Genomic DNA, 21550 nt, shown 5'->3' on the forward strand with positions numbered 1-21550 from the left:
ATATTGGCCATGCGCCCCCTTGTGCGGCCGTGCGCCGAGAGATGCGCGCGCACGGATAGTTATGATCACTAGCGCATAGTGGGTATCAACCAGATGCCTGCTGCGTGGATTTATCTGCCCCGAGCTCCGACTGCGACCGACCCCCCCGTGTCCCTGGGCCCATTGGAGGTGAGCCGCCGTGGCACTCTCGATTTCGGCGGTTGTGCTGCTGGCGATCATCGTCTTCCTGCTGGTCAAGAAGTCAGGCTTGAAGGCGGGACATGCGGTGGTGTGCATGCTCCTCGGCTTCTACCTGGCCTCGTCGACCGTCGCTCCCACGATCAGTGAGCTGACGACGAACCTCGCGGGGATGATCGGGAGCATCAACTTCTGACCGTGCCGGCCACGAAGCAGACCCAGGCCTCCGGCGTCAGCGCGAGCCGGGGGCCGGTGTCCGGCAGGTTCTTCGAGTCGCGGACGTGGACGGCGCCGGGGTCGAGGGCGACCTCGACGCAGGAGTCGCCCTCGCTGCTGCTGCTGTAGCTGCTCTTGAACCACGCCAGGTCGGTGTTGCGGATCATGTCTCCCCCAGCAGTCGTTCGATGAACCCGGTGGACTCATGCGGTGTCAGGGCCTGCGCCCGGATGATGCCATACCGCAAATCCAGGATACGTAGCTGCCTGGGCTCGGACACCGGCCGGCCGTGGGCCACCACCGGCGAACGTCCCACCCGGGAGCCGTCCTCGAAGGTGAGCAGCTCGATACCGCCCGCCAGCCCGGCGTGCTCCTCGCGGTCGGTCGGCATCACCTGCAACTCGACGTTCCTGGACCGCGCGACCTCCAGCAGGTGTTCCAACTGGCCGCGCAGGTTCGCCCTGCCGCCCAGTGGACGCCTGAGTGTCCACTCCTCCAGGACGAAGCTCAACTCGGGCGCCGGGTCCCGTTCGAAGACTGACTTGCGAGCCACGCGCGCGGCGATGAACCGCTCCACCTCCTCCACCGAGTAAGAAGGACGCCGCATCAGGAGCAGTCCGCGCGCGTACGCCGGAGTCTGCAACAACCCGTGAACGTTCAGCGGGTCGTACAACTGCATCTGCACCGCCCGCGCCTCCATCTGCGCGAGATCCCGCACCTTCTTCGGGTACCTGACCCGCTTCACGTCCTCCTTCATCGCCGCGACGAGCCCGCCGGCGTGCAGCACCTCGTCCGCCCTGTCCAGGTACTCGGGCCGTGGGATCCGCCTGCCGCCCTCGACCTTGTAGACGAGGTCCTCCCCGTAGCCGATCGCCACCGCGAAGTCGGGGGCCCGCAGCCCCGCCGCCTCGCGGCGCAGCCGGAGCTGCCGGCCCACCGTGGCGATCACGGCCAGGGCCCAGTCGTCGTCCGGGTCCACCTCCCACCCCGGCTCGTCGACCTGGTCCGTCCCCGCGTCCACCGACATGTCGCACCCCTCCTTGGTCCCGCCTCGCACGGCCGTGCCCTACCCGGAACAACGCCGGCGACAGCGCCGACGGCACTGGACAAGCCCTGGACAGTTCCGTACGGCCCGTGCGGGCGTGAGGACGGCGGCCGGGCCTCATAGGGTGGGGGCATGACGGAACTCCCCGGCCGGCGTCTGCTGCTGGTGCACGCGCACCCGGACGACGAGTCGATCAACAACGGCGTCACCATGGCCCGGTACGCGGCCGAAGGTGCGCACGTGACGCTGGTGACCTGCACCCTCGGCGAGCGGGGCGAGGTCATCCCGCCCGGTCTCGCCCACCTGTCCGGGGCCGCCCTGGGCGGCCACCGCAGGGGCGAGCTGGCGGAGGCCATGCGCGCGCTCGGCGTCGACGACTTCCGGCTGCTCGGCGGGCCCGGGCGCTTCGCCGACTCCGGGATGATGGGTCTGTCCGACAACGACGACCCCGGCTGCCTGTGGCAGGCGGACGTCGACGCCGCCGCGGCCCTGCTCGTCGACGTGATCCGCGAGGTGCGGCCCCAGGTGCTCGTCACCTACGACCCGGACGGCGGCTACGGCCACCCCGACCACATCCAGGCCCACCGCATCGCCATGCGGGCGGTGGAGCTGGCGGCCGAGGCCGGGTGCCCCGTCGCCAAGGTCTACTGGAACCGCGTGCCGCGCTCCCGCATCGAGGCCGACTTCGCCCGGCTCCGGGACGACCTGCCCGGCCTGCCCTTCGAGAAGGCGGCCGAGGTCGAGGACGTACCGGGCGTCGTCGACGACGAGCGGATCACCACCGAGATCCAGGGCGAGGGCACCGCGTACGCCGCGGCCAAGGCCGCCGCGATGCGCGCGCACGCCACCCAGATCACGGTCGCCGAACCGTACTTCGTCCTCTCCAACGACCTGGCCCAGCCCCTTCTCACCACCGAGTACTACGAACTGGTGCGCGGTGCGCGGGACGGCGGTGCGGGGCGCGAGAGCGACCTGTTCGCCGGGATCCCCGCGACCTCCGGGAGCGGGGTGGCCCGGTGAGCGGCCGCAACGAGCCGTCGGGCTCCGCACTCGCGCAGCCGCTGCGCCCGCCCTCGCCCGGCCGGGCCCTCCTCTATGCGGGACTGTTCGTGCTCGGCGCCGTCCTCGGTGTGGCGGGCGCGCTGGTGCAGCCGGCCTGGTTCCCGGGCGGGCTGCTGCTCGCACTGGCCGCCGAGGCGGGCCTGTGCGTCGGGGCGGGCCGTGCCGTGGGGCGCCGTGGGGGAGCCGCCGCACCCGCCCTCGGCTGGGCGCTCGCCGTGGTGCTGCTCACCACCAGCCGCCCGGAGGGCGACTTCGTCTTCGCCGCCGGAAGCGGCTCCTACCTCTTCCTGCTCGGCGGGATCGCCGTCGCTGTGATCTGCGCCACCTTGGTGCCGGTGCGGCAACCGGACGGCGACTCCGTCCGACTTCGCAAGTGACGTACCGCTTCGCCGTGCCGCGGGCGTGCGAGTCCCGTGTGGGTTTCCCCGGCGGTCACGGGATACGCGTGAGGGGTGGCCACTATGGTGGTGCGCGCCGCCGAGCCGCCCGCTGAAGGCGTGACGGGCGGCGGAGCCAACCGGGAGAACCTGCCTTGAGTCGTGAAACTGACAGTTCGTCCTCCGGGCCCCACGGGCGCGGCGGAGCCGCATACCCGTCGGGCACCCCGCCCTACGGGACACCCACGGCTTCCGACGCCGGTGCGGACGCGGGCCGTTCGGCCACGCGACCGGAGGAGCGCAAGACCGAGACGACGCTGACGACCCGGATCCGGATCAACATCCCCGGGTCGCGGCCCATCCCGCCGGTCGTCGTGCGCAAGCCCGTCACGGACGGTGCGGACACCGCCGACGACACGGAGGCGGCGACGACGGCGGAACGGCCCGCGCCGACGCCGAGCGCGCCCGCGCCCGAATCCTCCGCGGAACCCGCCCAGCCCGCGCAGTCCGGCGAGGACAAGCCGACCAGCGACTGGTTCGCGCCCCGCAAGTCGGGCCCCGGCAAGGGCGCCCAGGGCGGCGGCTCGACCAACGGTGCCGGGCTGCCCGGCGGTTCGGCGGCGGGCGCCGGGACCCCGGGCGCACCCGGCACCCCGGGCACCCGCGGTGCGGGCCCGGCGGGAACGGGCGCTCCCGGTGCCGGTGCGCGACCGGGCGGCGGGAGTGGCCGTCCCGGTGGCGTCGTCGGCTCCATGAACGCACCCGGCGTCTCCCGGTCCGGTTCCGCGGGCGGCGCCGCCCGCTCCGGCGCGACCGGCGGGCCCGTGGCCCCCGGTCACGGTGGAGGCACCGGTTCCTTCGACGTGACCGAGGCGCTGGCGGCCGGTCCGCTCGGCGGCAACGGCAACGGCAACGGCGCCCGGCCGGGCACCGACGCCGGTGCCGGGTCGCGCCGCGACGACCTGCCGTACGGTGCGGGGGAGAGCCGGAGCGAGCAGGACCCCGGCGCCTCCGGCGGGCAGCACAACGGTCTGAACGGGCAGTCCCCGTACGGTGGTGGCCCCCAGGGCCCCGCCGGTCCGACCAGCGGTCCGGTCACCGGCGACGGCCGGCTGACGCCGCCCCCGGCCGGCGACTTCGACTTCCAGGCCCCCGGCGCTCCCGGTGCGCCCGCCGGACAGGCCCCGCAGGACCTGCGCGGTCCGGGAGGACCCGGCGGACCCGCGGGCCGCGTTCCCGGGGCGGGCCCCGACGCCGCCCGCCCGGGCCCCGGTGGCGGGCTCAGCGACGACACCGCGATCCTCACCCCGCAGCGGCCGGCCCCGCCCGGCATGGGCAACCCGGACAACGTCTCCGGCAACACCGTCACCAGCGGCATCCCCGTCGTACCGGGCGGGCGCGGCACGCCGTTCCAGGACCCGTCCGGCGACGGACCGCGGCCGCACACGCCGCCGAAGCTGCCCGAGCCGGTCTCCCCGCCCCCGGCGGGCTCCGCCAAGGCCGCCAAGCCCGCCAAGAAGAAGGGGCGCAGGAAGCTTCCGCTGCTCGTCGGCGGCCTGGTCGTCGTCGCCGGTGTCGCCTACGGCGCCGGTCTGCTGATGAACCGCTCCGAGGTGCCCAAGGGCACCAGCGTGCTCGGCGTCGACATCGGTGGCGGCACCCGCGACGACGCCGTGGAGAAGCTGGACAAGGCCCTCGGCGCCCGTGCGGCCGAGCCGCTCAAGCTCACCGTGGGCGGCGACACCGTCTCCCTGAAGCCGGACCAGGCGGGACTCCAGCTCGACACGCAGGCCACGGCCAGCGACGCGGCGACGAGCGACTACAACCCGATGTCCGTGATCGGCTCGCTCTTCGGCCAGAAGCGGGTCGTCGAGCCCGTCATGCCGGTCGACGAGGAGAAGCTGCACGCCGCCCTGGAGAACGCGGCGGGCGGGGCCGGGTCGGTTTCCGAGGGCACGGTCACGTTCGAGTCCGGCAAGGCCGTCCCCGTGTACGGCAAGGCCGGCCAGGGCATAGACGTCGCCAAGTCGACCGAGGCGGTGCGGGCCGCGTACCGCTCCCAGGTGGAGACGGGCACCGCCGCCGCGGTGAACGTGCCGACCACCACGAAGCAGCCCACGGTCTCCAACGCCGAGGTCGACCGGATGCTGAAGGAGTTCGCCCAGCCGGCGATGTCGGCCAGGGTGACCGTGCAGACCGACGCCGCGCACTCCATCCAGATGAGCCCCGAGAAGTCGCTGTGGAAGTTCCTCAGGGTCACGGCCGTCGACGGCAAGCTGGTCGACAAGCCCGACCTGAACGCCCTCAAGGCGCTCTACGGCCAGACCTTCGACGGTGTGCTCATCACCCGGGCCAACGGCCAGAAGACGGCCGTCACCCCCCAGGACGTCTATGGCGCCATGCGCCAGGCGCTGAAGAGCAAGACCGACCGGGTGGCCGTCATCGACACCGACCCCAGCTGACGCGGGCACAGGAAGAAGGGGCGCCCGGCACCCGCCGGGCGCCCCTTTCGGTCGGTCGACGACGGGAAGGACGCCATGACACCTGTCACGCGGAAGCCGGGACCGCCGACACTGCCCGGCGCACCCGCCCGCTGCCACGCTGACCGGTATGACGAGGACGACGGCTCGGCCGTACCGGAAGGACGTGCCGCACGCGTGAGCGGCGTCAACATCGGGCAACGCCCGGAGAACCGCACGCAGAAGGCGATCAAGGTCATGTGGACGGCCATCTGGCTGGCCTTCCTCAGCGCCCCCGTCGACGACCTGCTGCACGGCGGACACGCCCGCGGCGTACGGGTGCTCGGCTGGGGCGCCCTGGCCGTCTTCGTCGTCTGGTACATGCTGCTCGTCTTCCGCACGGGCCGCGGTGACCGGCCCGGCGTCGTCCTCGGCTCACTCGCCGTCCTCGCCGCCGAGTCCACCGCCCTCGCCCTCACCCTGGGCCGCTCCTGGCTGGTCCTGCTCGTCTACGTCTCCATCGCGTCCGGCGCCGCCCTGCCGCCCAGGCTGGCCCGCTGGACGATCCCGGGCGCGTCCGCGCTGATGGCGGCGCTGGCCCTGGTGGTGCCCGACGGCAGGGCGTTCCTCGGCGGGCTGCTCGTACCGGCTCTGCTGGGCGGCTTCGCCATGACCGGCGTACGCGAGCTGATCCGCACCACGATCGCGCTGCGCGAGGCCCGCGCCACCGTCGCCCAGCTCGCCGCCAACGAGGAGCGGCTGCGCCTCGCCCGTGACCTGCACGACCTGCTCGGCCACTCGCTCTCCCTGATCACCCTGAAGAGCGAGCTGGCCGGCCGCATGCTCCCCGACCAGCCCGACAAGGCCGCTCAGCAGGTCGCCGACATCGAACAGGTCAGCCGGCAGGCCCTCGTCGACGTCCGCGAGGCCGTCACCGGATACCGCCGTGCCCGCATAGCCCCCGAACTCGCGGGCGCGAAGGTCGCGTTGTCGGCAGCCGGAGTGGTCGCGGAACTGCCCGGCGATCCGGACCCGACCGGCCTGGACGAGGAGTCCGAGGCGGCCCTCGCCTGGGCGCTGCGCGAGGCGGTCACCAACGTCGTGCGGCACAGCGGGGCCCGGCGCTGCGTGGTCGAGCTGCTGCGGCGCCAGACACTGGACGGCGCGGTGCTGGAGCTGTCGGTGGAGGACGACGGCTCCGGCGGACCCGCCCCCGTGAACGCCCCCGGCAACGGCCTCACCGGCCTCGCCGAGCGCCTGGCGAAGGTGGGCGGTGCGCTGGAGGCGGCCGGGTCCCACCGCGGGTTCCGGCTGGTCGCCCGCGTCCCGGCCGGTGTGGCCACCGACATAGGATCCGGGGCATGAGCCGCACGATCAAGGTCCTGCTGGCGGAGGACCAGGCGATGGTCCGCGAGGCACTGGCCGCCCTGCTCAACCTGGAGGAGGACATCGACGTCGTCGCCCAGGTGGCCCGCGGCGACGAGGTGCTGGACGCCGCCCGGACGCACGGCGTGGACGTGGCCCTGCTGGACATCGAGATGCCCGGAGCGACCGGCATCGAGGCGGCGGCCCTGCTCCACCGGGAGCTCCCGGCCGTGAAGCTGGTCGTCCTCACCACCTTCGGCCGCCCCGGTTACCTGCGCAGCGCCATGGAGTCCGGCGCCGACGCCTTCCTCGTCAAGGACGCCCCGGCGGCCCAGCTCGCCGAGGCGGTGCGCAAGGTGCTGGCGGGGGAGCGGGTCATCGACCCGACCCTGGCGGCGGCGGCCCTCGCCGACGGAGCCAACCCCCTCACCGACCGCGAACGCGAGGTCCTCCGCGCCGCCGCCGACGGCTCCACCAACGCCGAACTCGCCAAGACCCTCCACCTCTCCCAGGGCACGGTCCGCAACTACCTCTCCACGGCCATCCAGAAACTGGCGGTGCGCAACAGAGCAGAGGCGGTCCAGACGGCAAGAAACAAGGGCTGGCTGTAGGACAGCTCGCCCCCCACCTGCGGGCAGTCGTGCCTCCCCCAGTGCCTGAACGACCTGGGAGGTGCCCCCAGGGCGGCACGGGTGGGCGCTGGGGGTACCCCCTCTGGGAGAGGCGCCCTGTAAGCGCGGGCAAGCGCCCCCGCCCCCCAGCCCAGACCGCCGACGGTCAGTTCAACATCGCCCGAGCCGCCCGGGCCTCCCCCCGCACCTCCTCCGCGACCGCGAGATCCACCGCCCCCACCACCTCCGCGTACGCCTCCAACTCCCCGGCCCCCGCCACGAACTCCCCCCGCTGCACCAGCAACCGCGCCCGCTCGTACCGCAACCGCGCCGCATGCGCCGGCAACAGCAGCGCCAGCTCGATCGCCCACAGCCCCACCGCCGACTGCTCCGGCCGCCCCGCCGCCCACGCCCGGACGTTGTTCAGCACCCGCGACACCACCTCCAACGGCGCCGCCGGCTTCAGCATCGACGGCCGCAGCTCCGTCCCCGTCGCCCCGGCGACCAGCACCTCCGCGTCCTTGCCGCTGAGCAGCCGCCCCCCGTCGAACGGATCGACGAGCACCCGCCCGTCCGCCGCACCCCCGCCCTCCGGCCCGGCCTCCACCCCAGCCTCCGACCCGAGCCCGACCACGAAGTGCCCCGGCAACGCGACCCCGTAGACCGGCGCCCCCGCCCGCCGGGCCACCTCCAGCCACACCACCGACAGCAGGATCGGCAGCCCCCGCCGACGCCGCAGCACCTCGTGCAGCAGCGACGACTCCAGCCGCTGGTAGTCCGCGGCGACCCCGTGGAACCCGTACCGCTCGCCGAGCAGGTCCCGCAGCGCCACCGCCCACGCCCGCGGCGTACCCGGCCGGAACGGCAGCTCCCCGGCCAGCCGGTCCAGTTCGACCTGCGCGGCGTCCAGGCCCGCCTCGTCCAGCGTCCCGTCCGCCTCCGCGCCCATCAGCAGGCACAGCGTGGCCAGGTCGGGCCGCTCGGACCGGGCCTCCTCGGCGAACCGGCGCCGCACCTCGGCGGAGCGGTCGGACGACGGGGGCTGGAGAGGGTGAGGGTGCTGCATTCCGGCTCGTGCCCTTTCTCGGTGCGGTCGGGTTGCGGTGCCGTCGAGGCGGTCGGCTACCGGTCCGTCCCGGCGGACCCGGGCTCCCGGTAGTGGTGGTAGGCGTGGTGCGCCGCGAAGCCCATCCGGGCGTACAGCGCCCGGGCCCCCGCGTTGTCCGTCTCCACCTGGAGCCACGCCGCCGACGCGCCCTCGTCGAGTGCCCGCCGGGCCAACGCGGCCATCACCTCGGTCGCGAGCCCCCGGCGCCGCAGCGCGGGATCCACCTCGACCGCCGCGAAGGACGCCCAACGCCCGTCCACGACACACCGCCCGATCGCCGCGGGCGTGCCCGGGGCGTCCGCGTCCGCGTCGGCGCCGGGCACCTTGGCGAACCACACCGACGGCCCGCTGCTCAGCACCCGCAGCGCCACCTCGCTGACGCCCTTGCGCTGGTACCGGGCCAGCCAGGCCTCGTCCGCCTCCCGGGACAGGACCACACCCGAGCCCTCGGCCAGATCGGCGACCGGCGCGAGCGGACCGGTCCACACCTCGGCCGTCACCTCGCGGACCCAGCCCCGCCGCTCCAGCTCCGCGCACAGCAGCTCCTCCGTGCCGACGGCACCGGTGGCGGTCTGCACGTACGCGGGCAGCCCGCGCTCGCCGTACCAGCGCCGCACGGCCGTCAGCGCCTCGTCGAGCGGCAGCCCCGGATCGCCGAGCGGCAGCGCCGAGTTGGCCCGCCGGGTGAAGCCCGCGGCCGCCCGCAGCTCCCACGCCCCGAGCCGCTCGCTCTCCACGGGACGCCAGGCCCGCGCGGCGACCCGCGCCAGCTCCTCGTAGGACGCGGCGGGACCCCGCCGGCGGGCGGGCGCGGCCGGCACGACCTTCCCGGCGACCAGGTCGGACTCCGCGACACGGACGCTCTCGCCACTCTTTCGTGTGATCAGCAGCACACCATCGGTCCATGATGTGAGAACGCCGACCGTGTCGGTGAACTTCTCACCCGCGACACCAGCTTCGCTCAAGCGCCGTACGGAGACTCGTTTGCCCACGTCAGCAGCGGTGATACGGACCTCAAGTCGCCCTGCGGCAGAGATTTCCACAGGTCTGTCCACCCCTCCTGTTCGGATCATGCCCAAGAACGGAGATACTAGGGGCGGGCATCGACGACGCCGCGCTCCCGCGCGCCAGGCGGCGGAGCCTACGGAGGCCCGCCAGCGCCCTATCGAGGAGGAACGACAGCGTGACCTACGTCATCGCGCAGCCTTGTGTCGACGTGAAGGACAAGGCGTGCATCGAGGAGTGCCCGGTCGACTGCATCTACGAGGGCCAGCGGTCCTTGTACATCCACCCGGACGAATGCGTCGACTGTGGTGCCTGTGAGCCGGTCTGCCCGGTCGAGGCGATCTTCTACGAGGACGACACTCCCGAGGAGTGGAAGGACTACTACAAGGCGAACGTCGAGTTCTTCGACGAGCTCGGCTCGCCCGGCGGCGCCAGCAAGCTGGGCCTGATCGAGCGCGACCACCCCTTCGTCGCCGCGCTGCCGCCGCAGAACCAGTAAGAGCGGCCCGCACACGCGCCGCCTCGGTCCCGTACGGCCCGGTCACCCCGATCGGCGCCGCACGGGACCGAGGCGTTTGCCGTAGCACCGCGCGCCGCCGAGGAAAGGGAGCCACCCACCGTGTCCGCAGTCTCCGACCGTCTTCCCACCTTCCCCTGGGACAGGCTGGAGCCGTACAAGAAGACGGCCGCAGCCCATCCCGGAGGCATCGTCGACCTCTCGGTCGGCACCCCGGTCGACCCGGTCCCCGAGCTGATCCAGAAGGCCCTCGTCGACGCGGCGGACTCGCCGGGCTACCCGACCGTCTGGGGCACCCCGGCGCTGCGCGACGCGATCACCGGCTGGGTCGAGCGCCGCCTCGGCGCCCGCGACGTCACCCACCGCCACGTGCTGCCCATCGTCGGCTCCAAGGAACTCGTCGCCTGGCTCCCGACCCAGCTGGGCCTCGGGCCGGGCGACCGGGTGGCCTTCCCGCGCCTCGCCTACCCGACGTACGAGGTCGGCGCGCGCCTGGCCCGCGCGGAGTACGAGGCGTACGACGACCCGACCGGGCTGGACCCGGCGGGACTGAAGCTCCTCTGGCTCAACTCGCCGTCGAACCCGACCGGCAAGGTCCTGTCCAAGGCGGAGCTGACCCGGATCGTGGCCTGGGCCCGCGAGCACGGCGTCCTCGTGGTCTCCGACGAGTGCTACCTGGAACTGGGCTGGGAGGCCGACCCGGTCTCGGTCCTGCACCCGGACGTCAACGGCGGCTCGTACGACGGTCTCGTCGCCGTCCACTCCCTGTCCAAGCGCTCCAACCTCGCGGGCTACCGCGCGGCCTTCCTGGCCGGCGACCCGGCGCTCCTCGGCCCGCTCCTGGAGATCCGCAAGCACGGCGGCATGATGACCTCGGCACCGACCCAGGCCGCCGTCGTCGCGGCCCTCGGTGACGACGAGCACGTCCGCGTCCAGCGCGAGCGCTACGCGTCCCGCCGCACCGCCCTGCGCGAGGCCCTGCTCGGCCACGGCTTCCGCATCGAGCACAGCGAGGCCAGCCTCTACCTCTGGGCCACCCGCGACGAGTCCTGCTGGGACACGGTCGCCCACCTGGCCGACCGCGGCATCCTGGTGGCCCCGGGCGACTTCTACGGCCCCGCAGGCGAGAACTTCGTCCGCGTCGCCCTCACGGCAACGGACGAACGCGTCCAGGCAGCCGTCGCCCGCCTGAAGTCCTGACGGCGTCCTGCCGGCCCCGGCTGCGGCCACCGCACCGGCGCAGGACAGCAGAACGCCGGGGCCCAGGGAAGAAACCCTGGGCCCCGGCGCCGCTCAAATCCGGCGCTCAGCCGATCGGCAGACCCTGCACCGGCAGCCCACCCTTGCCCAGCGCGTCCGTCGGCAGCCCACCCTTCGTGGCGGTCGAAGCCGTGTCACCGACAAGGTCCCCGGCGGAGCCCGCCGCGTCCCCGGCGGCGTTCTGCGCGGCGGGCGTGGCCTTCTTGACGACCGACCCACCGGTCTTGCCGGCGGTCGGCACGGCCTTCTTCACGGCCTTGCCGCCGGTGTCCCCCGCGGTCTCGGTGACGTTCTGGGCCGCGGAGTCGACGGTGTTGCCGACGTTCGCCCCGTCCAGGGCGGTCAGTCCCCCGAGGTTCGGGGCGGCCGGCAGTTCGGGAGCCGCGCTGGCGGAGCCGGCCGCACCGACCCCGGCAGCCGCTCCTGCAGCGACGAGCAGCGCGGCACGGGCGATCCTGCGGGTCAGGGGGAGGGACATGATGCTCCTTCGACGGAAGTCGACGACAACGATGGGAATCCGACCGTCCCGGAGCGATCGGAGAGTGATCGACCGGGCTCGGACGCAGTGACTACCGCTCGAGAGCCACGAAGGTTGCGGCGACCCAACGTAAAGAGTTGGTAATGCGTCGCATTATCAGGTGCACAGAAAAACGGGCAAAAGGGAGCCGGTCGGAAAGTCTGCCGAATCCTTACGGCCCTTGATTTTCCTGGCCTCCGGCGCCTGCGGCGGCGACGGCGCCCCAACCCGTGCACCACGTCGATCCCGCGCCGACGCGGGCCACTCCCAGGGGTGACGGCCCGTACGGGTGAACGCCGGACGGGGGGCGCGGCGGGGCGCGGCCTACCGCGTGGAGGTGATCCGCACCGGCCCCGCCGCCCGCTCCGCGCCCTTGGTGCCCCCGGCGTCCGTCGGGGACCACTTGCTGTCGGTGTTGCCCGCGGTCCACTCCCGGCCCGCGTAGGCGACCCGCTGGATGTGCAGCGAGGAGGCGTTGGCCACCGCCCAGTGCGCCAGCTGCCAGCCGCGTGGCTCGGCCGCCCGCCCGGCCGTCGGCTCCGCGCCCGAGCCGCCGCCGCTCACGGGCACCGTCACGGTCCGCCCGTCCGAGGCACCCGCGACCCGCGGGGCGCCGGCGCCGGTGTCCCCGCCGTCGGCCACCTCCGCCCCGGCCGGCCGGAGCACGGTCTGCCCGAAGTCCCGCACCAGTGCCGCGCGTACCGCGTCCGGGCCCTTCTCCGGCGTCGAGCCGGGGCGTCCGTCGCAGGTCAGCGTCGCCGCGGACCGCCCGGTGAGGGCGGCGGCGAGCAGCTCGGCGTCCGGCTCGTGCTTGGCGTAGGCGTCCGGGAAGGCGCTGCGCTGCACGCGCTGCGCGGCGTCGGTCAGCGGAAGGTCCAGATAGCCGGGGATCTCGACCAGGTGGTCGTAGAACAGGCCCGCCGAGTACGCCGGGTCCATGATCTCCTCGCGCTTGCCCCAACCCTGCGAGGGACGCTGCTGGAACAGCCCGAGCGAGTCCTTGTCGCCGTGGTCCAGGTTGCGCAGCGCCGACTCCTGCAGCGCGGTCGCCAGCGCGATCGTCACGGCCCGCTCCGGCAGCTTGCGCGCGGTGCCCACGGCGGTGATCGTCGCCGCGTTCACGGCCTGCTCCGGCGTGAACTCGTAGGTCGTCCCGCCGCCCTCGCCGGAGGCCACCTCGCACCCCGGGGCGCCCGCGCCCCCGGTGACGTACTGCACGGCCAGATAACCGGCGACCGCGAGGAGGGCCACGGAGGCGGCGCCCGAACGGGCGAGGCGGCCGCGGCGTTTGCGGGGTGGGGACGGCTGAAGCACGCGTACAAGGTACTGGAGGGTAGGGTCCGGTGTCCGCCGGGTACGGACACTGCCCGAAGGGGCGGGGAGTTAGGGTCGGGGCCATGGCCGATACCCCGCTTGACCTCACGTTGGACGCCGCGGAGCTTACCGCGCGGCTCGTCGACTTCCCGTCCGAGAGCGGCACCGAGAAGCCGTTGGCGGACGCGATCGAGAGCGCGCTGCGGGCCCTGCCGCACCTGTCGGTCGAGCGGTACGGCAACAACGTCGTCGCCCGTACGGACCTGGGCCGCGCGGAGCGCGTGATCCTGGCCGGCCACATCGACACGGTGCCGATCGCCGGCAACGTCCCCTCCCGGCTCGACGAGGACGGGGTCCTGTGGGGCTGCGGCACCTGCGACATGAAGGCGGGCGTCGCGGTCCAGCTGCGCATCGCGGCCACCGTCCCCGCCCCCAACCGCGACCTGACCTTCGTCTTCTACGACAACGAGGAGGTCGCCGCCGAGCTGAACGGCCTCAAGCACGTCGCCGAGGCGCACCCCGACTGGCTGGAGGGCGACTTCGCGGTGCTGCTCGAACCGTCCGACGGCCAGGTGGAGGGCGGCTGCCAGGGCACCCTGCGGGTCCTGCTGAAGACGGCGGGGGAGCGGGCACACTCCGCGCGCTCCTGGATGGGCTCCAACGCCATCCACGCCGCCGCCCCGATCCTCGCGCGCCTGGCGGCGTACGAGCCCCGCTACCCGGTCATCGACGGCCTGGAGTACCGCGAGGGCCTCAACGCGGTCGGCATCACCGGCGGGGTCGCGGGCAACGTCATCCCCGACGAGTGCGTGGTCACGGTCAACTTCCGCTACGCCCCGGACCGCAGCCCCGAGGACGCCCTCGCCCACGTGCGCGAGGTCTTCGCGGACTGCGGGGTGACGGACTTCGTGGTCGACGACCACAGCGGCGCGGCCCTGCCCGGACTGTCCCACCCGGCGGCGGCGGCCTTCATCGAGGCGGTGGGCGGCACCCCGCAGCCCAAGTACGGCTGGACGGACGTGTCCCGCTTCTCGGCGCTCGGCGTACCGGCGGTCAACTACGGCCCGGGCAACCCCCACTTGGCGCACAAGCGGGACGAGCGCGTGGAGGTGGCCAAGGTCCTCGCGGGGGAGGAGCGCCTGCGGTCCTGGCTGACGGCATGATCCACGGCCCGGGCGACGGGTTTATGTCGCAGCGTGGCGGACATGCTCAGGTCCCTCGTACGTAACCCGCGTAGATCTACGCTGAGGTGGAAGAACCTGCGACTGGAGGGAGCGCGTATGGCTACCGGCAACCCCGAGGGCAAGAAGCGGCCACCGGAGGAGCAGCGCCTGGGCCCCGTCCTCCGGCGGCGGGACAAGGTGCAGGAGAGCACCACGGACCAGCGCCTGCTGGACGAGCGCGCTCCGACGGACTGGGTCCACACCGACCCCTGGCGCGTCCTGCGCATCCAGTCGGAGTTCATCGAGGGCTTCGGCACCCTCGCCGAACTGCCGCCCGCCATCAGCGTCTTCGGCTCCGCCCGTACGCCGGTGGACTCACCGGAGTACGAGGCGGGCGTCCGGCTGGGCCGCGGCCTGGTGGAGGCCGGGTTCGCCGTCATCACCGGCGGCGGGCCCGGCGCGATGGAGGCGGCCAACAAGGGCGCCCTGGAGGCGAAGGGCACGTCGGTCGGCCTCGGCATCGAGCTGCCCTTCGAGCAGGGGCTGAACCCCTACGTCGACATCGGGCTGAACTTCCGCTACTTCTTCGTGCGCAAGATGATGTTCGTGAAGTATGCGCAGGGCTTCGTCGTCCTGCCCGGCGGCCTCGGCACCCTGGACGAGCTCTTCGAGGCCCTCACCCTGGTGCAGACCCAGAAGGTGACCCGCTTCCCCATCGTCCTGTTCGGCTCCGAGTACTGGGGCGGCCTGGTCGACTGGCTCCGCGGCACCCTGGTGGCCCAGGGCAAGGCGGCGGAGAAGGACCTCCTGCTCTTCCACGTCACGGACGACGTGGAGGAGGCGGTGGCCCTGGTCTCCAAGGAGGCGGGCCGCTGAGGGGTGTCGTTTGGATCTTGCCGTGGGTCGCGGGGTCCGGCACGCACATTTGCGGCGTTGTCGTCGGTTGCCAGGGCTCCGCCCTGTCGCCCTCCTCCGCCTTGCAGCTGCACGCACCAGACCCCGCTCGGGTCGGCAACAGGGCACCGTCGCCCGGAGCCGACCTGATCCAAACGACACCCCCTAGCTGCCGGCCACCCGGCGGGGGAGGCGGGTCCTAGGCCAGCCCCCGCCGCGCCACCGCCGGCTCCCGGTGTCCGGCGATCGTCGCCACCATGTCCAGGACCTGCCGCGTCTCCGCCACCTCGTGCACCCGGTACACCCGGGCCCCGAGCCAGGCCGACACGGCCGTCGTCGCCAGCGTGCCGATGACCCGCTCCTTCACCGGCCGGTCCAGTGTCTCCCCGACGAAGTCCTTGTTCGACAGGGACACCAGCACCGGCCACCCCGTCTCCACCATCTCCCCGAGCCGCCGGGTCGCCTCCAGGCTGTGCCGCGTGTTCTTCCCGAAGTCGTGCCCGGGGTCGATCAGCACCGACTCGCGCGCCACGCCCAGCTCCACCGCGCGCTCGGCCAGCCCCAGCGTCACCCGCAGGATGTCGTCCACGACGTCGTCGTACGTCACCCGGTGCGGCCGTGTCCGCGGCTCGGCGCCGCCCGCGTGCGTGCACACCAGGCCCACCCCGTGGCGGGCCGCGACCTGGGCGAGTTTCGGGTCGACGCCGCCCCACGCGTCGTTCAGCAGGTCGGCCCCGGCCTCGCACACGGCCTCGCCCACCTCGTGCCGCCAGGTGTCCACGCTGATCACCACGTCCGGGAAGCGCCGCCGCACCTCGGCGACGAACCCCACCGTGCGCCGCGCCTCCTCCTCGGCCGACACCTCGTCCCCCGGGCCGGCCTTCACGCCGCCGATGTCGATGATCGCGGCGCCCTCGGCCACCGCCTGCTCCACGCGCGCGAGGGCCGGCTCGTCGCGGAAGGTCGCCCCCTGGTCGTAGAAGGAGTCGGGGGTCCGGTTCACGATCGCCATGACCACCGGCTCGTGCGCCGCGAACTCACGCCTGCCCAGCCTGAGCGTCCCCTGTGACATCTTCTCGTCCATACCCGTTCTCTCGTCCCGCCTCGGCCTCGGGTGCGCGGTCCTTCGACGGCCGCGCTCCCGACTGTCAGACTCGCATGGCACGATCGGACCCGGCACAACCGACTCCGACTCAGACAGACTCCGGCACGACCGGCTCCGGCCCGGACCGGAGTCCGACCCGACCATGGGGGCCCCAGCGATGGTCATGTTCCTGTTCCTCGTCATCGCGCTGGCCGTCGTCGTGGCCGCGGTGACGCTCGCCGTGGTGGGCGGCGGCGACAGCGGGCCGCTGCCCGACGCCGCACCCGAGCGGGTGCGGGACGCCCTGCCGCCGGACCGCCCGGTGGGCCGCGGCGACGTGGAGCGGCTGCGCTTCCCGCTCGTGGTCCGCGGCTACCGCATGGCGGACGTCGACGACGCCCTCGGCCGCCTCGGTGCCGAGCTGGCCGAGCGCGACGACCGGATCGCCGACCTGGAGTCCGCGCTGGCGGGCGCCCGGGCCGCCGCGGCCCACCGGCACGCCGTCATGGACAAGCCGGCCCCCGAGGAGCAGCAGTGAGCACCGGGGAGGCCGTCGCGGGCCCGGACGGCGCGCCGCGCTGCCCCTGGGCGCTGTCCACCGAGGACTACGTCGCGTACCACGACGACGAGTGGGGCCGCCCGGTCCGCGGCGACGACGCCCTGTACGAGCGGCTCAGCCTGGAGGCCTTCCAGTCCGGCCTGTCCTGGATCACCATCCTGCGCCGCCGCACCGGCTTCCGCCGCGCCTTCGCGGGCTTCGAGATCGCCGAGGTCGCCGCCTTCACCGACGCGGACCGCGAGCGCCTGCTCGCCGACGCCGGCATCATCCGCAACCGCGCCAAGATCGACGCGACCCTCGCCAACGCGCGCGTGCTGGCCGACTGGGCGCCCGGCGACCTGGACTCGCTGATCTGGTCGTACGCCCCGGACCCGGCCGCGCGCCCGGTCCCGAAGACCCTCGCCGACGTCCCGGCCGTCACACCCGAGTCCACGGCGCTGTCCAAGGCCCTGAAGAAGCGGGGCCTGCGCTTCGTCGGACCGACGACGGCGTACGCGCTGATGCAGGCGTGCGGGCTGGTCGACGACCACCTGGCCGGGTGCGTGGCCCGCCGGAGCTGAACCGCCGGGCCCCCGCCCCCGCCTGCCGCCGCCCGCCCGTTCCCCGGACGGACCGGCCGTCGTCCAGGGGGTGCCGGACCCCGCGACCCACGGCAAGATCCGAACGACACCCCCTAGCGGCCCAGGTACTTCGGCTTCGCCTTCTCGACGAACGCCCGCACCGCGATAGCGTGGTCCTCGGAGGAACCCGCCCGCGACTGCAGCTCGTCCTCCTTGTCCAGCGTCTCGGAGAGCGAGTGCGTCAGCCCGAACGCCATCGCCTCCTTCAGCGCCGCGTACGCCACCGTCGGCCCCTCGGCCAGCGCCCGCGCCGTCTTCTCGGCCTCGGCGCGCAGGTCCGCCGCGGGGACGACCCGGGTGGCGATGCCCAGCTCGTACGCCTCCTGCGCGCCGATGCTGCGCGGGAAGAGCAGCAGGTCGGCGGCGCGCCCGGGGCCGACGACCCTCGGCAGCGTCCAGGACACTCCGGAGTCGGCGGTGAGCGCCACGCCCGCGAAGGACGTGTTGAACGCCGCCGTGTCCGCGACGATCCGGTAGTCCGCCGCGAGCGCGAAACCGAGGCCCGCCCCGGCCGCCACGCCGTTCACGGCGGCGACCACCGGCTTCCCGGCCCCGGCGAGCGCCCGCACGATCGGGTTGTAGTGCTCACGCACCGTGCTCATGGTCTGCCCCGAGCCCGTTTCCCGGTCGGAGGCCAGCAGGCCGATGTGTTCCTTGAGGTCCTGGCCCACGCAGAACGCCCGCTCTCCGGCCGCGGTCAGCAGCACCGCCCGTACGGCGTCGTCCGCCGCCGCGGAACGCACCGCGTCCCGGAGCGCGACCTTGGTCTCGATGTTCAGCGCGTTCATCGCCTCGGGGCGGTTCAGCGTGATCGTCGCGAGCCCGTCGCTCACCTCGTAGAGCACGGTGTCGGCCATGTGATCCCCTCCGCGTAGCGGCATTCCTGGATGGTGTCCGTCAGACAGCATGACGGAGATCACCGGCGACGGATCGCCCGGACGATGTGACCTGCGTCAAAGGATTCCGGTCCGTTTCCGTTCGGCTGAGGTGCGCGGGGGCGCGCAGTATCGCAGTCACATCGCCGAATTGAGTGGTTTTGCTCGCGCGCGTTGCCCAAGCGATGCCGACCGATGTTGGTCATCGGGTCCTGGGATGCGGGATAATGGCTGGGAAGCAATGTGTTCGATGCCGGTGTCGCGCGTCCAAGCCGGACTGCGCGTGCCCTCAGGGGCCGTCGGCGGTGACGGTGAGCTGGTATCAGGAAGGGGAACGAGCATGGCGGCCATGAAGCCGCGGACGGGCGACGGCCCGCTCGAGGTGACCAAGGAGGGGCGGGGCATCGTCATGCGCGTTCCGCTCGAAGGCGGCGGTCGACTCGTCGTCGAGCTGACCCCCGATGAGGCCGACGCGCTCGGCGACGCCCTCAAGAAGGTCGTCGGCTGACGCGCGAGCGACCATACCCGTTCAGTCGCCCCGGTACCGCACCTGGTGCCGGGGTGATTGTCGTCCGGCGGCGTTCCCCGGTGCGCCGCGCGTCCGGTCAGCGCTTCACGGCGCACAGCAGCCCGTCGCCCACCGGAAGCAGCGACGGCACCAGCTCCTGGCTCTCGCGCACCGCGCGCAGGAGTTCCCGCAGCCGCAGCACCTCGGTGGGCTGCGGACCCGAGTCGATCGTGCGGCCGGCGCCGAAGACCCCCTCGAAGGCGACGAGACCTCCGGGACGCAGAAGGCGCAACGATTCGGCGAGGTAGTCCAGGTACTCCAGACGGTCGCCGTCGCAGAAGACGAGGTCGTAGCCCGCGTCCGCGAGCCGGGGCAGCACGTCCAGCGCCCGCCCGGGGATGAACCGTGCCCGGTTGCTGGCGAAGCCCGCGGCCCGGAAGGCCTGGCGGGCGAACTGCTGGTGTTCCGGCTCCGGGTCGACCGTGGTCAGCACGCCGTCCGGCCGCATGCCGTGCAGCAGATGGATCCCGGAGACGCCGCAGCCGGTGCCGATCTCCGCGACCGCCTTGGCGTCCACGGCGGCGGCGAGCAGGCCCAGGGCGGACCCCGTGCCCGGGGTCACCGAGCGCAGACCCGCCTCGCGGGCCCGGTCGCGTGCCCAGAGCAGCGCGTCGTCCTCGGCGACATAGGCGTCGGCGAACGCCCAGCTCGTCTGCCGGTTGCCGGTAATGACCCTCTCCTGTCCCCGTCGTTGCCTCGGCGTGACTGTATCCGTTGGCGTCGGGAACCCGCAGATGGGACCAGTCGTTTAAAGGGGCAAGCAAAGAGACGACTGAGCGGCCGCGGCCGCGACGGGGAGGACGGCGGATGAGGCAGGGCGCCGAGCTGGTGCTGACGCGGCCGGACGAGCCGTACCGGCCCCGATCAAATTCTCGTAAAACCGCTTATCCGGAGCTAACGGGCGAGGTGGCTATGGTAGGGGCTCCACTGGACACCACCAGAGCCGACAGGGGAGGTGCGGCCGCACCCGCGGATCGGGGCGGAGTGCTGCGGCGCTTCCTCGGATCGGCAGGCAGGCCGAAATCCGTGAACGACACCGCTGCTGACCACAGCCACGCCGGTCCCGCCCAGGGACCCGCCCAGACCGCGACCTTCACCGGCGACGCGGACGGGCCTGCGTGGACTCCGCCCACCTGGGAGGAGATCGTCAGCACCCACAGCGGCCGGGTCTACCGCCTCGCCTACCGCCTCACGGGAAACCAGCACGACGCCGAGGACCTCACCCAGGAGGTCTTCGTCCGTGTCTTCCGTTCCCTGTCGACCTACACGCCCGGCACCTTCGAGGGCTGGCTGCACCGCATCACGACCAACCTGTTCCTCGACATGGTCCGCCGCAAGCAGCGCATCCGGTTCGACGCGCTCGGCGACGACGCGGCCGAGCGGCTCCCCAGCAGGGAGCCCACCCCGCAGCAGCTCTTCCACGACGCCCACTTCGACGCGGACGTCCAGCAGGCCCTGGACACCCTCGCGCCCGAGTTCCGCGCCGCCGTCGTCCTGTGCGACATCGAGGGACTCTCGTACGAGGAGATCGCCGCGACCCTCGGCGTCAAGCTCGGCACGGTCCGCTCCCGCATCCACCGCGGCCGTTCCCAGCTGCGCAAGGCGCTCGCCCACCGGTCCCCGAAGGCGCGGGCCGACCGCCGCTCGTTCGCGACCGGTGTGCCCGCGCTGGGGGGAGGGGGCACGAGCGCGTGAGCGGATCACGGCCTCAGTCCGAGGGACACCTCGCAGAGCAGCATCTGGGAGACCGACTCTCCGCCCTGGTGGACGGAGAGCTCGGTCATGACGCGCGTGAGCGCGTGCTGGCCCACGTGGCGACCTGCCCGAAGTGCAAGGCGGAGGTCGACGCGCAGCGCCAACTGAAGAACGTCTTCGCGGAAGCGGCCCCGCCGGCCCCGTCCGAGAGCTTCCTGGCCCGCCTCCAGGGACTCCCCGGCGGCGGTGACACCGACGGCGGCGGCCCACCGTTCGCCGGGCTGTCCGGGGGGATCACAGCCACCGCGGCCTCCGGCGTCTTCGGTGGCTTCGGCGCGCGGCGGGGCGAGCGGTTCGAGTTCGACTACGCCCCCGCCCGGCCGCACGCACCCGTGCTGCCGGCCTCCTCCCCGAGCCGGGGAGGCTTCCGGATCCACGACGTGGGCCGGGCGGAGTCCGAGCGTTCGGCCTCACGCGGTCTGCGGTTCGCCTTCGCCGCCGCCGGTGCGGTGTCGCTGGCCGCGATCGCGCTGGGCGGCGTCACCCTCGGCACGGCGGACACCACCGCCGACGCCCGCGGCTCGGGCAGCGGGAGCAACGCGACGCCCGTGCGCACCCCGGGCTCGGCGGCGGCCACCGGCTCCGAGAGCCAGCGCCGCCGCACGGGCGGCCCCCTGCTCGGGCAGGGCCAGCGGGCGCTGGGCGATGCCTCCGTGGCCTCCACCTCGGCCTCCGCGCCGCTGCTGCCCGGGATGCCGGCCCCCTCCGGGGGCGACGCACGGCAGCAGGCCGTACGCGCGCTGACCACTCCGGTGACGGCCGGCGCCGCCGCCATGTCCCCGCTGATACGACCGCTGGAAGCCGTCGCGCCGCTCGCCCTCAGCTCCTGGCCGGCAAGCCCGGAGGCCAGGCCGCCCGCCCTGCTCGCCGCCCCCGACCCGGCTCCGTCCTCCTACCCGGTGGCTTCCCCGGCCGCCTCCTCCCCTCCGGTTCGCTGAGGGCGTCTGCGCGCCGGTCCGCGAACCTGATTGAATCCGGGGTGGCGCCAGAGCCCTTGGA

The 21550-nt window shown here is 73.4% G+C and carries 24 protein-coding genes; 15 read left to right on the plus strand and 9 right to left on the minus strand.

Annotated elements, in window-relative coordinates; genetic code table 11:
• Nucleotides 1-178: 178 nt before the first annotated feature.
• Entirely contained in the window at nt 179-373 is a 195-nt protein-coding gene (locus EV562_RS14395) for a hypothetical protein (protein WP_121749054.1), read from the plus strand.
• On the opposite strand, the gene EV562_RS14400 is transcribed toward EV562_RS14395, so the two are convergent.
• Nucleotides 363-560 carry a DUF397 domain-containing protein gene (locus tag EV562_RS14400; protein ID WP_133887200.1) on the minus strand — a complete coding sequence of 66 codons (198 nt, stop codon included), beginning with the start codon at nt 558-560 and terminating at the stop codon, nt 363-365. The two genes, EV562_RS14395 and EV562_RS14400, sit on opposite strands and share 11 nt — an antisense overlap.
• Nucleotides 557-1420, minus strand: coding sequence for a helix-turn-helix transcriptional regulator (locus tag EV562_RS14405; protein ID WP_133887201.1), 864 nt, complete (start codon nt 1418-1420; stop codon nt 557-559). Before EV562_RS14405 ends, EV562_RS14400 begins: the two co-directional genes overlap by 4 nt.
• A gap of 150 nt (nt 1421-1570) precedes the next feature.
• Here EV562_RS14405 and mshB point away from each other — a divergent pair, with 150 nt between their 5' ends.
• The 5 genes from mshB (at nt 1571) to EV562_RS14430 (ending at nt 7312) form a co-directional block, all read left to right on the plus strand.
• A complete protein-coding gene (gene mshB, locus EV562_RS14410; RefSeq protein ID WP_133887202.1) occupies nt 1571-2458 on the plus strand; it encodes an N-acetyl-1-D-myo-inositol-2-amino-2-deoxy-alpha-D-glucopyranoside deacetylase in 888 nt (295 codons plus the stop codon).
• Nucleotides 2455-2877: a DUF6113 family protein gene (locus EV562_RS14415; RefSeq protein ID WP_133887203.1), complete on the plus strand. Its 423-nt coding sequence runs from the start codon at nt 2455-2457 to the stop codon at nt 2875-2877. Before mshB ends, EV562_RS14415 begins: the two co-directional genes overlap by 4 nt.
• Before the next feature lie 155 nt (nt 2878-3032).
• Nucleotides 3033-5339: a hypothetical protein gene (locus EV562_RS14420; RefSeq protein ID WP_133887204.1), complete on the plus strand. Its 2307-nt coding sequence runs from the start codon at nt 3033-3035 to the stop codon at nt 5337-5339.
• Between the two features lie 195 nt (nt 5340-5534).
• A complete protein-coding gene (locus EV562_RS14425; protein ID WP_133887205.1) occupies nt 5535-6701 on the plus strand; it encodes a histidine kinase in 1167 nt (388 codons plus the stop codon).
• Nucleotides 6698-7312: a response regulator transcription factor gene (locus EV562_RS14430; protein WP_133887206.1), complete on the plus strand. Its 615-nt coding sequence runs from the start codon at nt 6698-6700 to the stop codon at nt 7310-7312. The genes EV562_RS14425 and EV562_RS14430 overlap by 4 nt, the downstream gene beginning before the upstream one ends.
• A 166-nt stretch (nt 7313-7478) precedes the next feature.
• Here EV562_RS14430 and EV562_RS14435 read toward each other — a convergent pair whose 3' ends face one another.
• Complete coding sequence (locus EV562_RS14435) at nt 7479-8378, minus strand: transglutaminase-like domain-containing protein (RefSeq protein WP_133887207.1); 900 nt, start codon at nt 8376-8378, stop codon at nt 7479-7481.
• Between the two features lie 56 nt (nt 8379-8434).
• Nucleotides 8435-9463 carry a GNAT family N-acetyltransferase gene (locus EV562_RS14440; RefSeq protein WP_133887208.1) on the minus strand — a complete coding sequence of 343 codons (1029 nt, stop codon included), beginning with the start codon at nt 9461-9463 and terminating at the stop codon, nt 8435-8437.
• Between the two features lie 140 nt (nt 9464-9603).
• Here EV562_RS14440 and fdxA point away from each other — a divergent pair, with 140 nt between their 5' ends.
• The gene (fdxA, locus tag EV562_RS14445) at nt 9604-9924 is read left to right on the plus strand and encodes a ferredoxin (RefSeq protein WP_003973842.1); all 321 of its coding nucleotides are present in this window, start codon (nt 9604-9606) and stop codon (nt 9922-9924) included.
• A gap of 120 nt (nt 9925-10044) precedes the next feature.
• Complete coding sequence (locus EV562_RS14450; RefSeq protein WP_133887209.1) at nt 10045-11142, plus strand: bifunctional succinyldiaminopimelate transaminase/glutamate-prephenate aminotransferase; 1098 nt, start codon at nt 10045-10047, stop codon at nt 11140-11142.
• Between the two features lie 106 nt (nt 11143-11248).
• Here EV562_RS14450 and EV562_RS14455 read toward each other — a convergent pair whose 3' ends face one another.
• Nucleotides 11249-11680: an ATP-binding protein gene (locus EV562_RS14455; RefSeq protein ID WP_133887210.1), complete on the minus strand. Its 432-nt coding sequence runs from the start codon at nt 11678-11680 to the stop codon at nt 11249-11251.
• 363 nt (nt 11681-12043) lie between these two features.
• Nucleotides 12044-13033 (minus strand): heavy metal transporter, encoded by a 990-nt coding sequence (locus EV562_RS14460; RefSeq protein WP_133887211.1) that lies wholly within the window; start codon nt 13031-13033, stop codon nt 12044-12046.
• 83 nt (nt 13034-13116) lie between these two features.
• On the opposite strand from EV562_RS14460, the gene dapE reads away from it, so the two are divergent.
• Both dapE and EV562_RS14470 read left to right on the plus strand, forming a co-directional pair.
• Nucleotides 13117-14196, plus strand: coding sequence for a succinyl-diaminopimelate desuccinylase (gene dapE, locus EV562_RS14465; RefSeq protein ID WP_133887212.1), 1080 nt, complete (start codon nt 13117-13119; stop codon nt 14194-14196).
• A gap of 117 nt (nt 14197-14313) precedes the next feature.
• Entirely contained in the window at nt 14314-15072 is a 759-nt protein-coding gene (locus tag EV562_RS14470; protein ID WP_133887213.1) for a TIGR00730 family Rossman fold protein, read from the plus strand.
• A 217-nt stretch (nt 15073-15289) separates the two neighbouring features.
• On the opposite strand, the gene folP is transcribed toward EV562_RS14470, so the two are convergent.
• A complete protein-coding gene (gene folP / locus EV562_RS14480) occupies nt 15290-16162 on the minus strand; it encodes a dihydropteroate synthase (RefSeq protein ID WP_166661815.1) in 873 nt (290 codons plus the stop codon).
• Nucleotides 16163-16352: 190 nt separating this feature from the next.
• On the opposite strand from folP, the gene EV562_RS14485 reads away from it, so the two are divergent.
• Together EV562_RS14485 and EV562_RS14490 are read left to right on the plus strand one after the other, a co-directional pair.
• The gene (locus EV562_RS14485; RefSeq protein ID WP_133887462.1) at nt 16353-16712 is read left to right on the plus strand and encodes a DivIVA domain-containing protein; all 360 of its coding nucleotides are present in this window, start codon (nt 16353-16355) and stop codon (nt 16710-16712) included.
• Entirely contained in the window at nt 16709-17293 is a 585-nt protein-coding gene (locus EV562_RS14490; protein ID WP_133887215.1) for a DNA-3-methyladenine glycosylase I, read from the plus strand. Before EV562_RS14485 ends, EV562_RS14490 begins: the two co-directional genes overlap by 4 nt.
• 113 nt (nt 17294-17406) lie before the next feature.
• Here the strand turns inward: EV562_RS14490 and EV562_RS14495 are convergent, their stop codons facing one another.
• Nucleotides 17407-18210: an enoyl-CoA hydratase-related protein gene (locus EV562_RS14495; RefSeq protein WP_133887216.1), complete on the minus strand. Its 804-nt coding sequence runs from the start codon at nt 18208-18210 to the stop codon at nt 17407-17409.
• 358 nt (nt 18211-18568) lie between these two features.
• On the opposite strand from EV562_RS14495, the gene EV562_RS14500 reads away from it, so the two are divergent.
• A complete protein-coding gene (locus EV562_RS14500; protein WP_003966491.1) occupies nt 18569-18736 on the plus strand; it encodes a DUF3117 domain-containing protein in 168 nt (55 codons plus the stop codon).
• A gap of 97 nt (nt 18737-18833) precedes the next feature.
• Here the strand turns inward: EV562_RS14500 and EV562_RS14505 are convergent, their stop codons facing one another.
• On the minus strand, nt 18834-19532 hold the full coding sequence (locus EV562_RS14505; protein ID WP_166661816.1) for an O-methyltransferase: 699 nt from the start codon (nt 19530-19532) through the stop codon (nt 18834-18836).
• Between the two features lie 290 nt (nt 19533-19822).
• Here EV562_RS14505 and sigE point away from each other — a divergent pair, with 290 nt between their 5' ends.
• Together sigE and EV562_RS14515 are read left to right on the plus strand one after the other, a co-directional pair.
• Nucleotides 19823-20491 carry an RNA polymerase sigma factor SigE gene (sigE, locus tag EV562_RS14510; protein ID WP_133887218.1) on the plus strand — a complete coding sequence of 223 codons (669 nt, stop codon included), beginning with the start codon at nt 19823-19825 and terminating at the stop codon, nt 20489-20491.
• Nucleotides 20488-21489 (plus strand): zf-HC2 domain-containing protein, encoded by a 1002-nt coding sequence (locus EV562_RS14515; RefSeq protein ID WP_133887219.1) that lies wholly within the window; start codon nt 20488-20490, stop codon nt 21487-21489. Before sigE ends, EV562_RS14515 begins: the two co-directional genes overlap by 4 nt.
• The last annotated feature ends 61 nt before the right edge of the window (nt 21490-21550 follow it).

Origin of the sequence: Streptomyces sp. BK208 (genome assembly GCF_004364245.1) — a bacterium.
In the GTDB taxonomy this organism is placed as follows: domain Bacteria; phylum Actinomycetota; class Actinomycetes; order Streptomycetales; family Streptomycetaceae; genus Streptomyces.

Coding starts and splice junctions, on each gene's coding strand:
- EV562_RS14400 (WP_133887200.1), bottom strand. CDS start 560: ATGATCCGCAACACCGACCTGGCGTGGTTCAAGAGCAGCTACAGCAGC.
- EV562_RS14405 (WP_133887201.1), bottom strand. CDS start 1,420: ATGTCGGTGGACGCGGGGACGGACCAGGTCGACGAGCCGGGGTGGGAG.
- mshB (WP_133887202.1), top strand. CDS start 1,571: ATGACGGAACTCCCCGGCCGGCGTCTGCTGCTGGTGCACGCGCACCCG.
- EV562_RS14430 (WP_133887206.1), top strand. CDS start 6,698: ATGAGCCGCACGATCAAGGTCCTGCTGGCGGAGGACCAGGCGATGGTC.
- EV562_RS14435 (WP_133887207.1), bottom strand. CDS start 8,378: ATGCAGCACCCTCACCCTCTCCAGCCCCCGTCGTCCGACCGCTCCGCC.
- EV562_RS14455 (WP_133887210.1), bottom strand. CDS start 11,680: ATGTCCCTCCCCCTGACCCGCAGGATCGCCCGTGCCGCGCTGCTCGTC.
- dapE (WP_133887212.1), top strand. CDS start 13,117: ATGGCCGATACCCCGCTTGACCTCACGTTGGACGCCGCGGAGCTTACC.
- EV562_RS14470 (WP_133887213.1), top strand. CDS start 14,314: ATGGCTACCGGCAACCCCGAGGGCAAGAAGCGGCCACCGGAGGAGCAG.
- folP (WP_166661815.1), bottom strand. CDS start 16,162: ATGTCACAGGGGACGCTCAGGCTGGGCAGGCGTGAGTTCGCGGCGCAC.
- EV562_RS14485 (WP_133887462.1), top strand. CDS start 16,353: ATGGTCATGTTCCTGTTCCTCGTCATCGCGCTGGCCGTCGTCGTGGCC.
- EV562_RS14495 (WP_133887216.1), bottom strand. CDS start 18,210: ATGGCCGACACCGTGCTCTACGAGGTGAGCGACGGGCTCGCGACGATC.
- EV562_RS14500 (WP_003966491.1), top strand. CDS start 18,569: ATGGCGGCCATGAAGCCGCGGACGGGCGACGGCCCGCTCGAGGTGACC.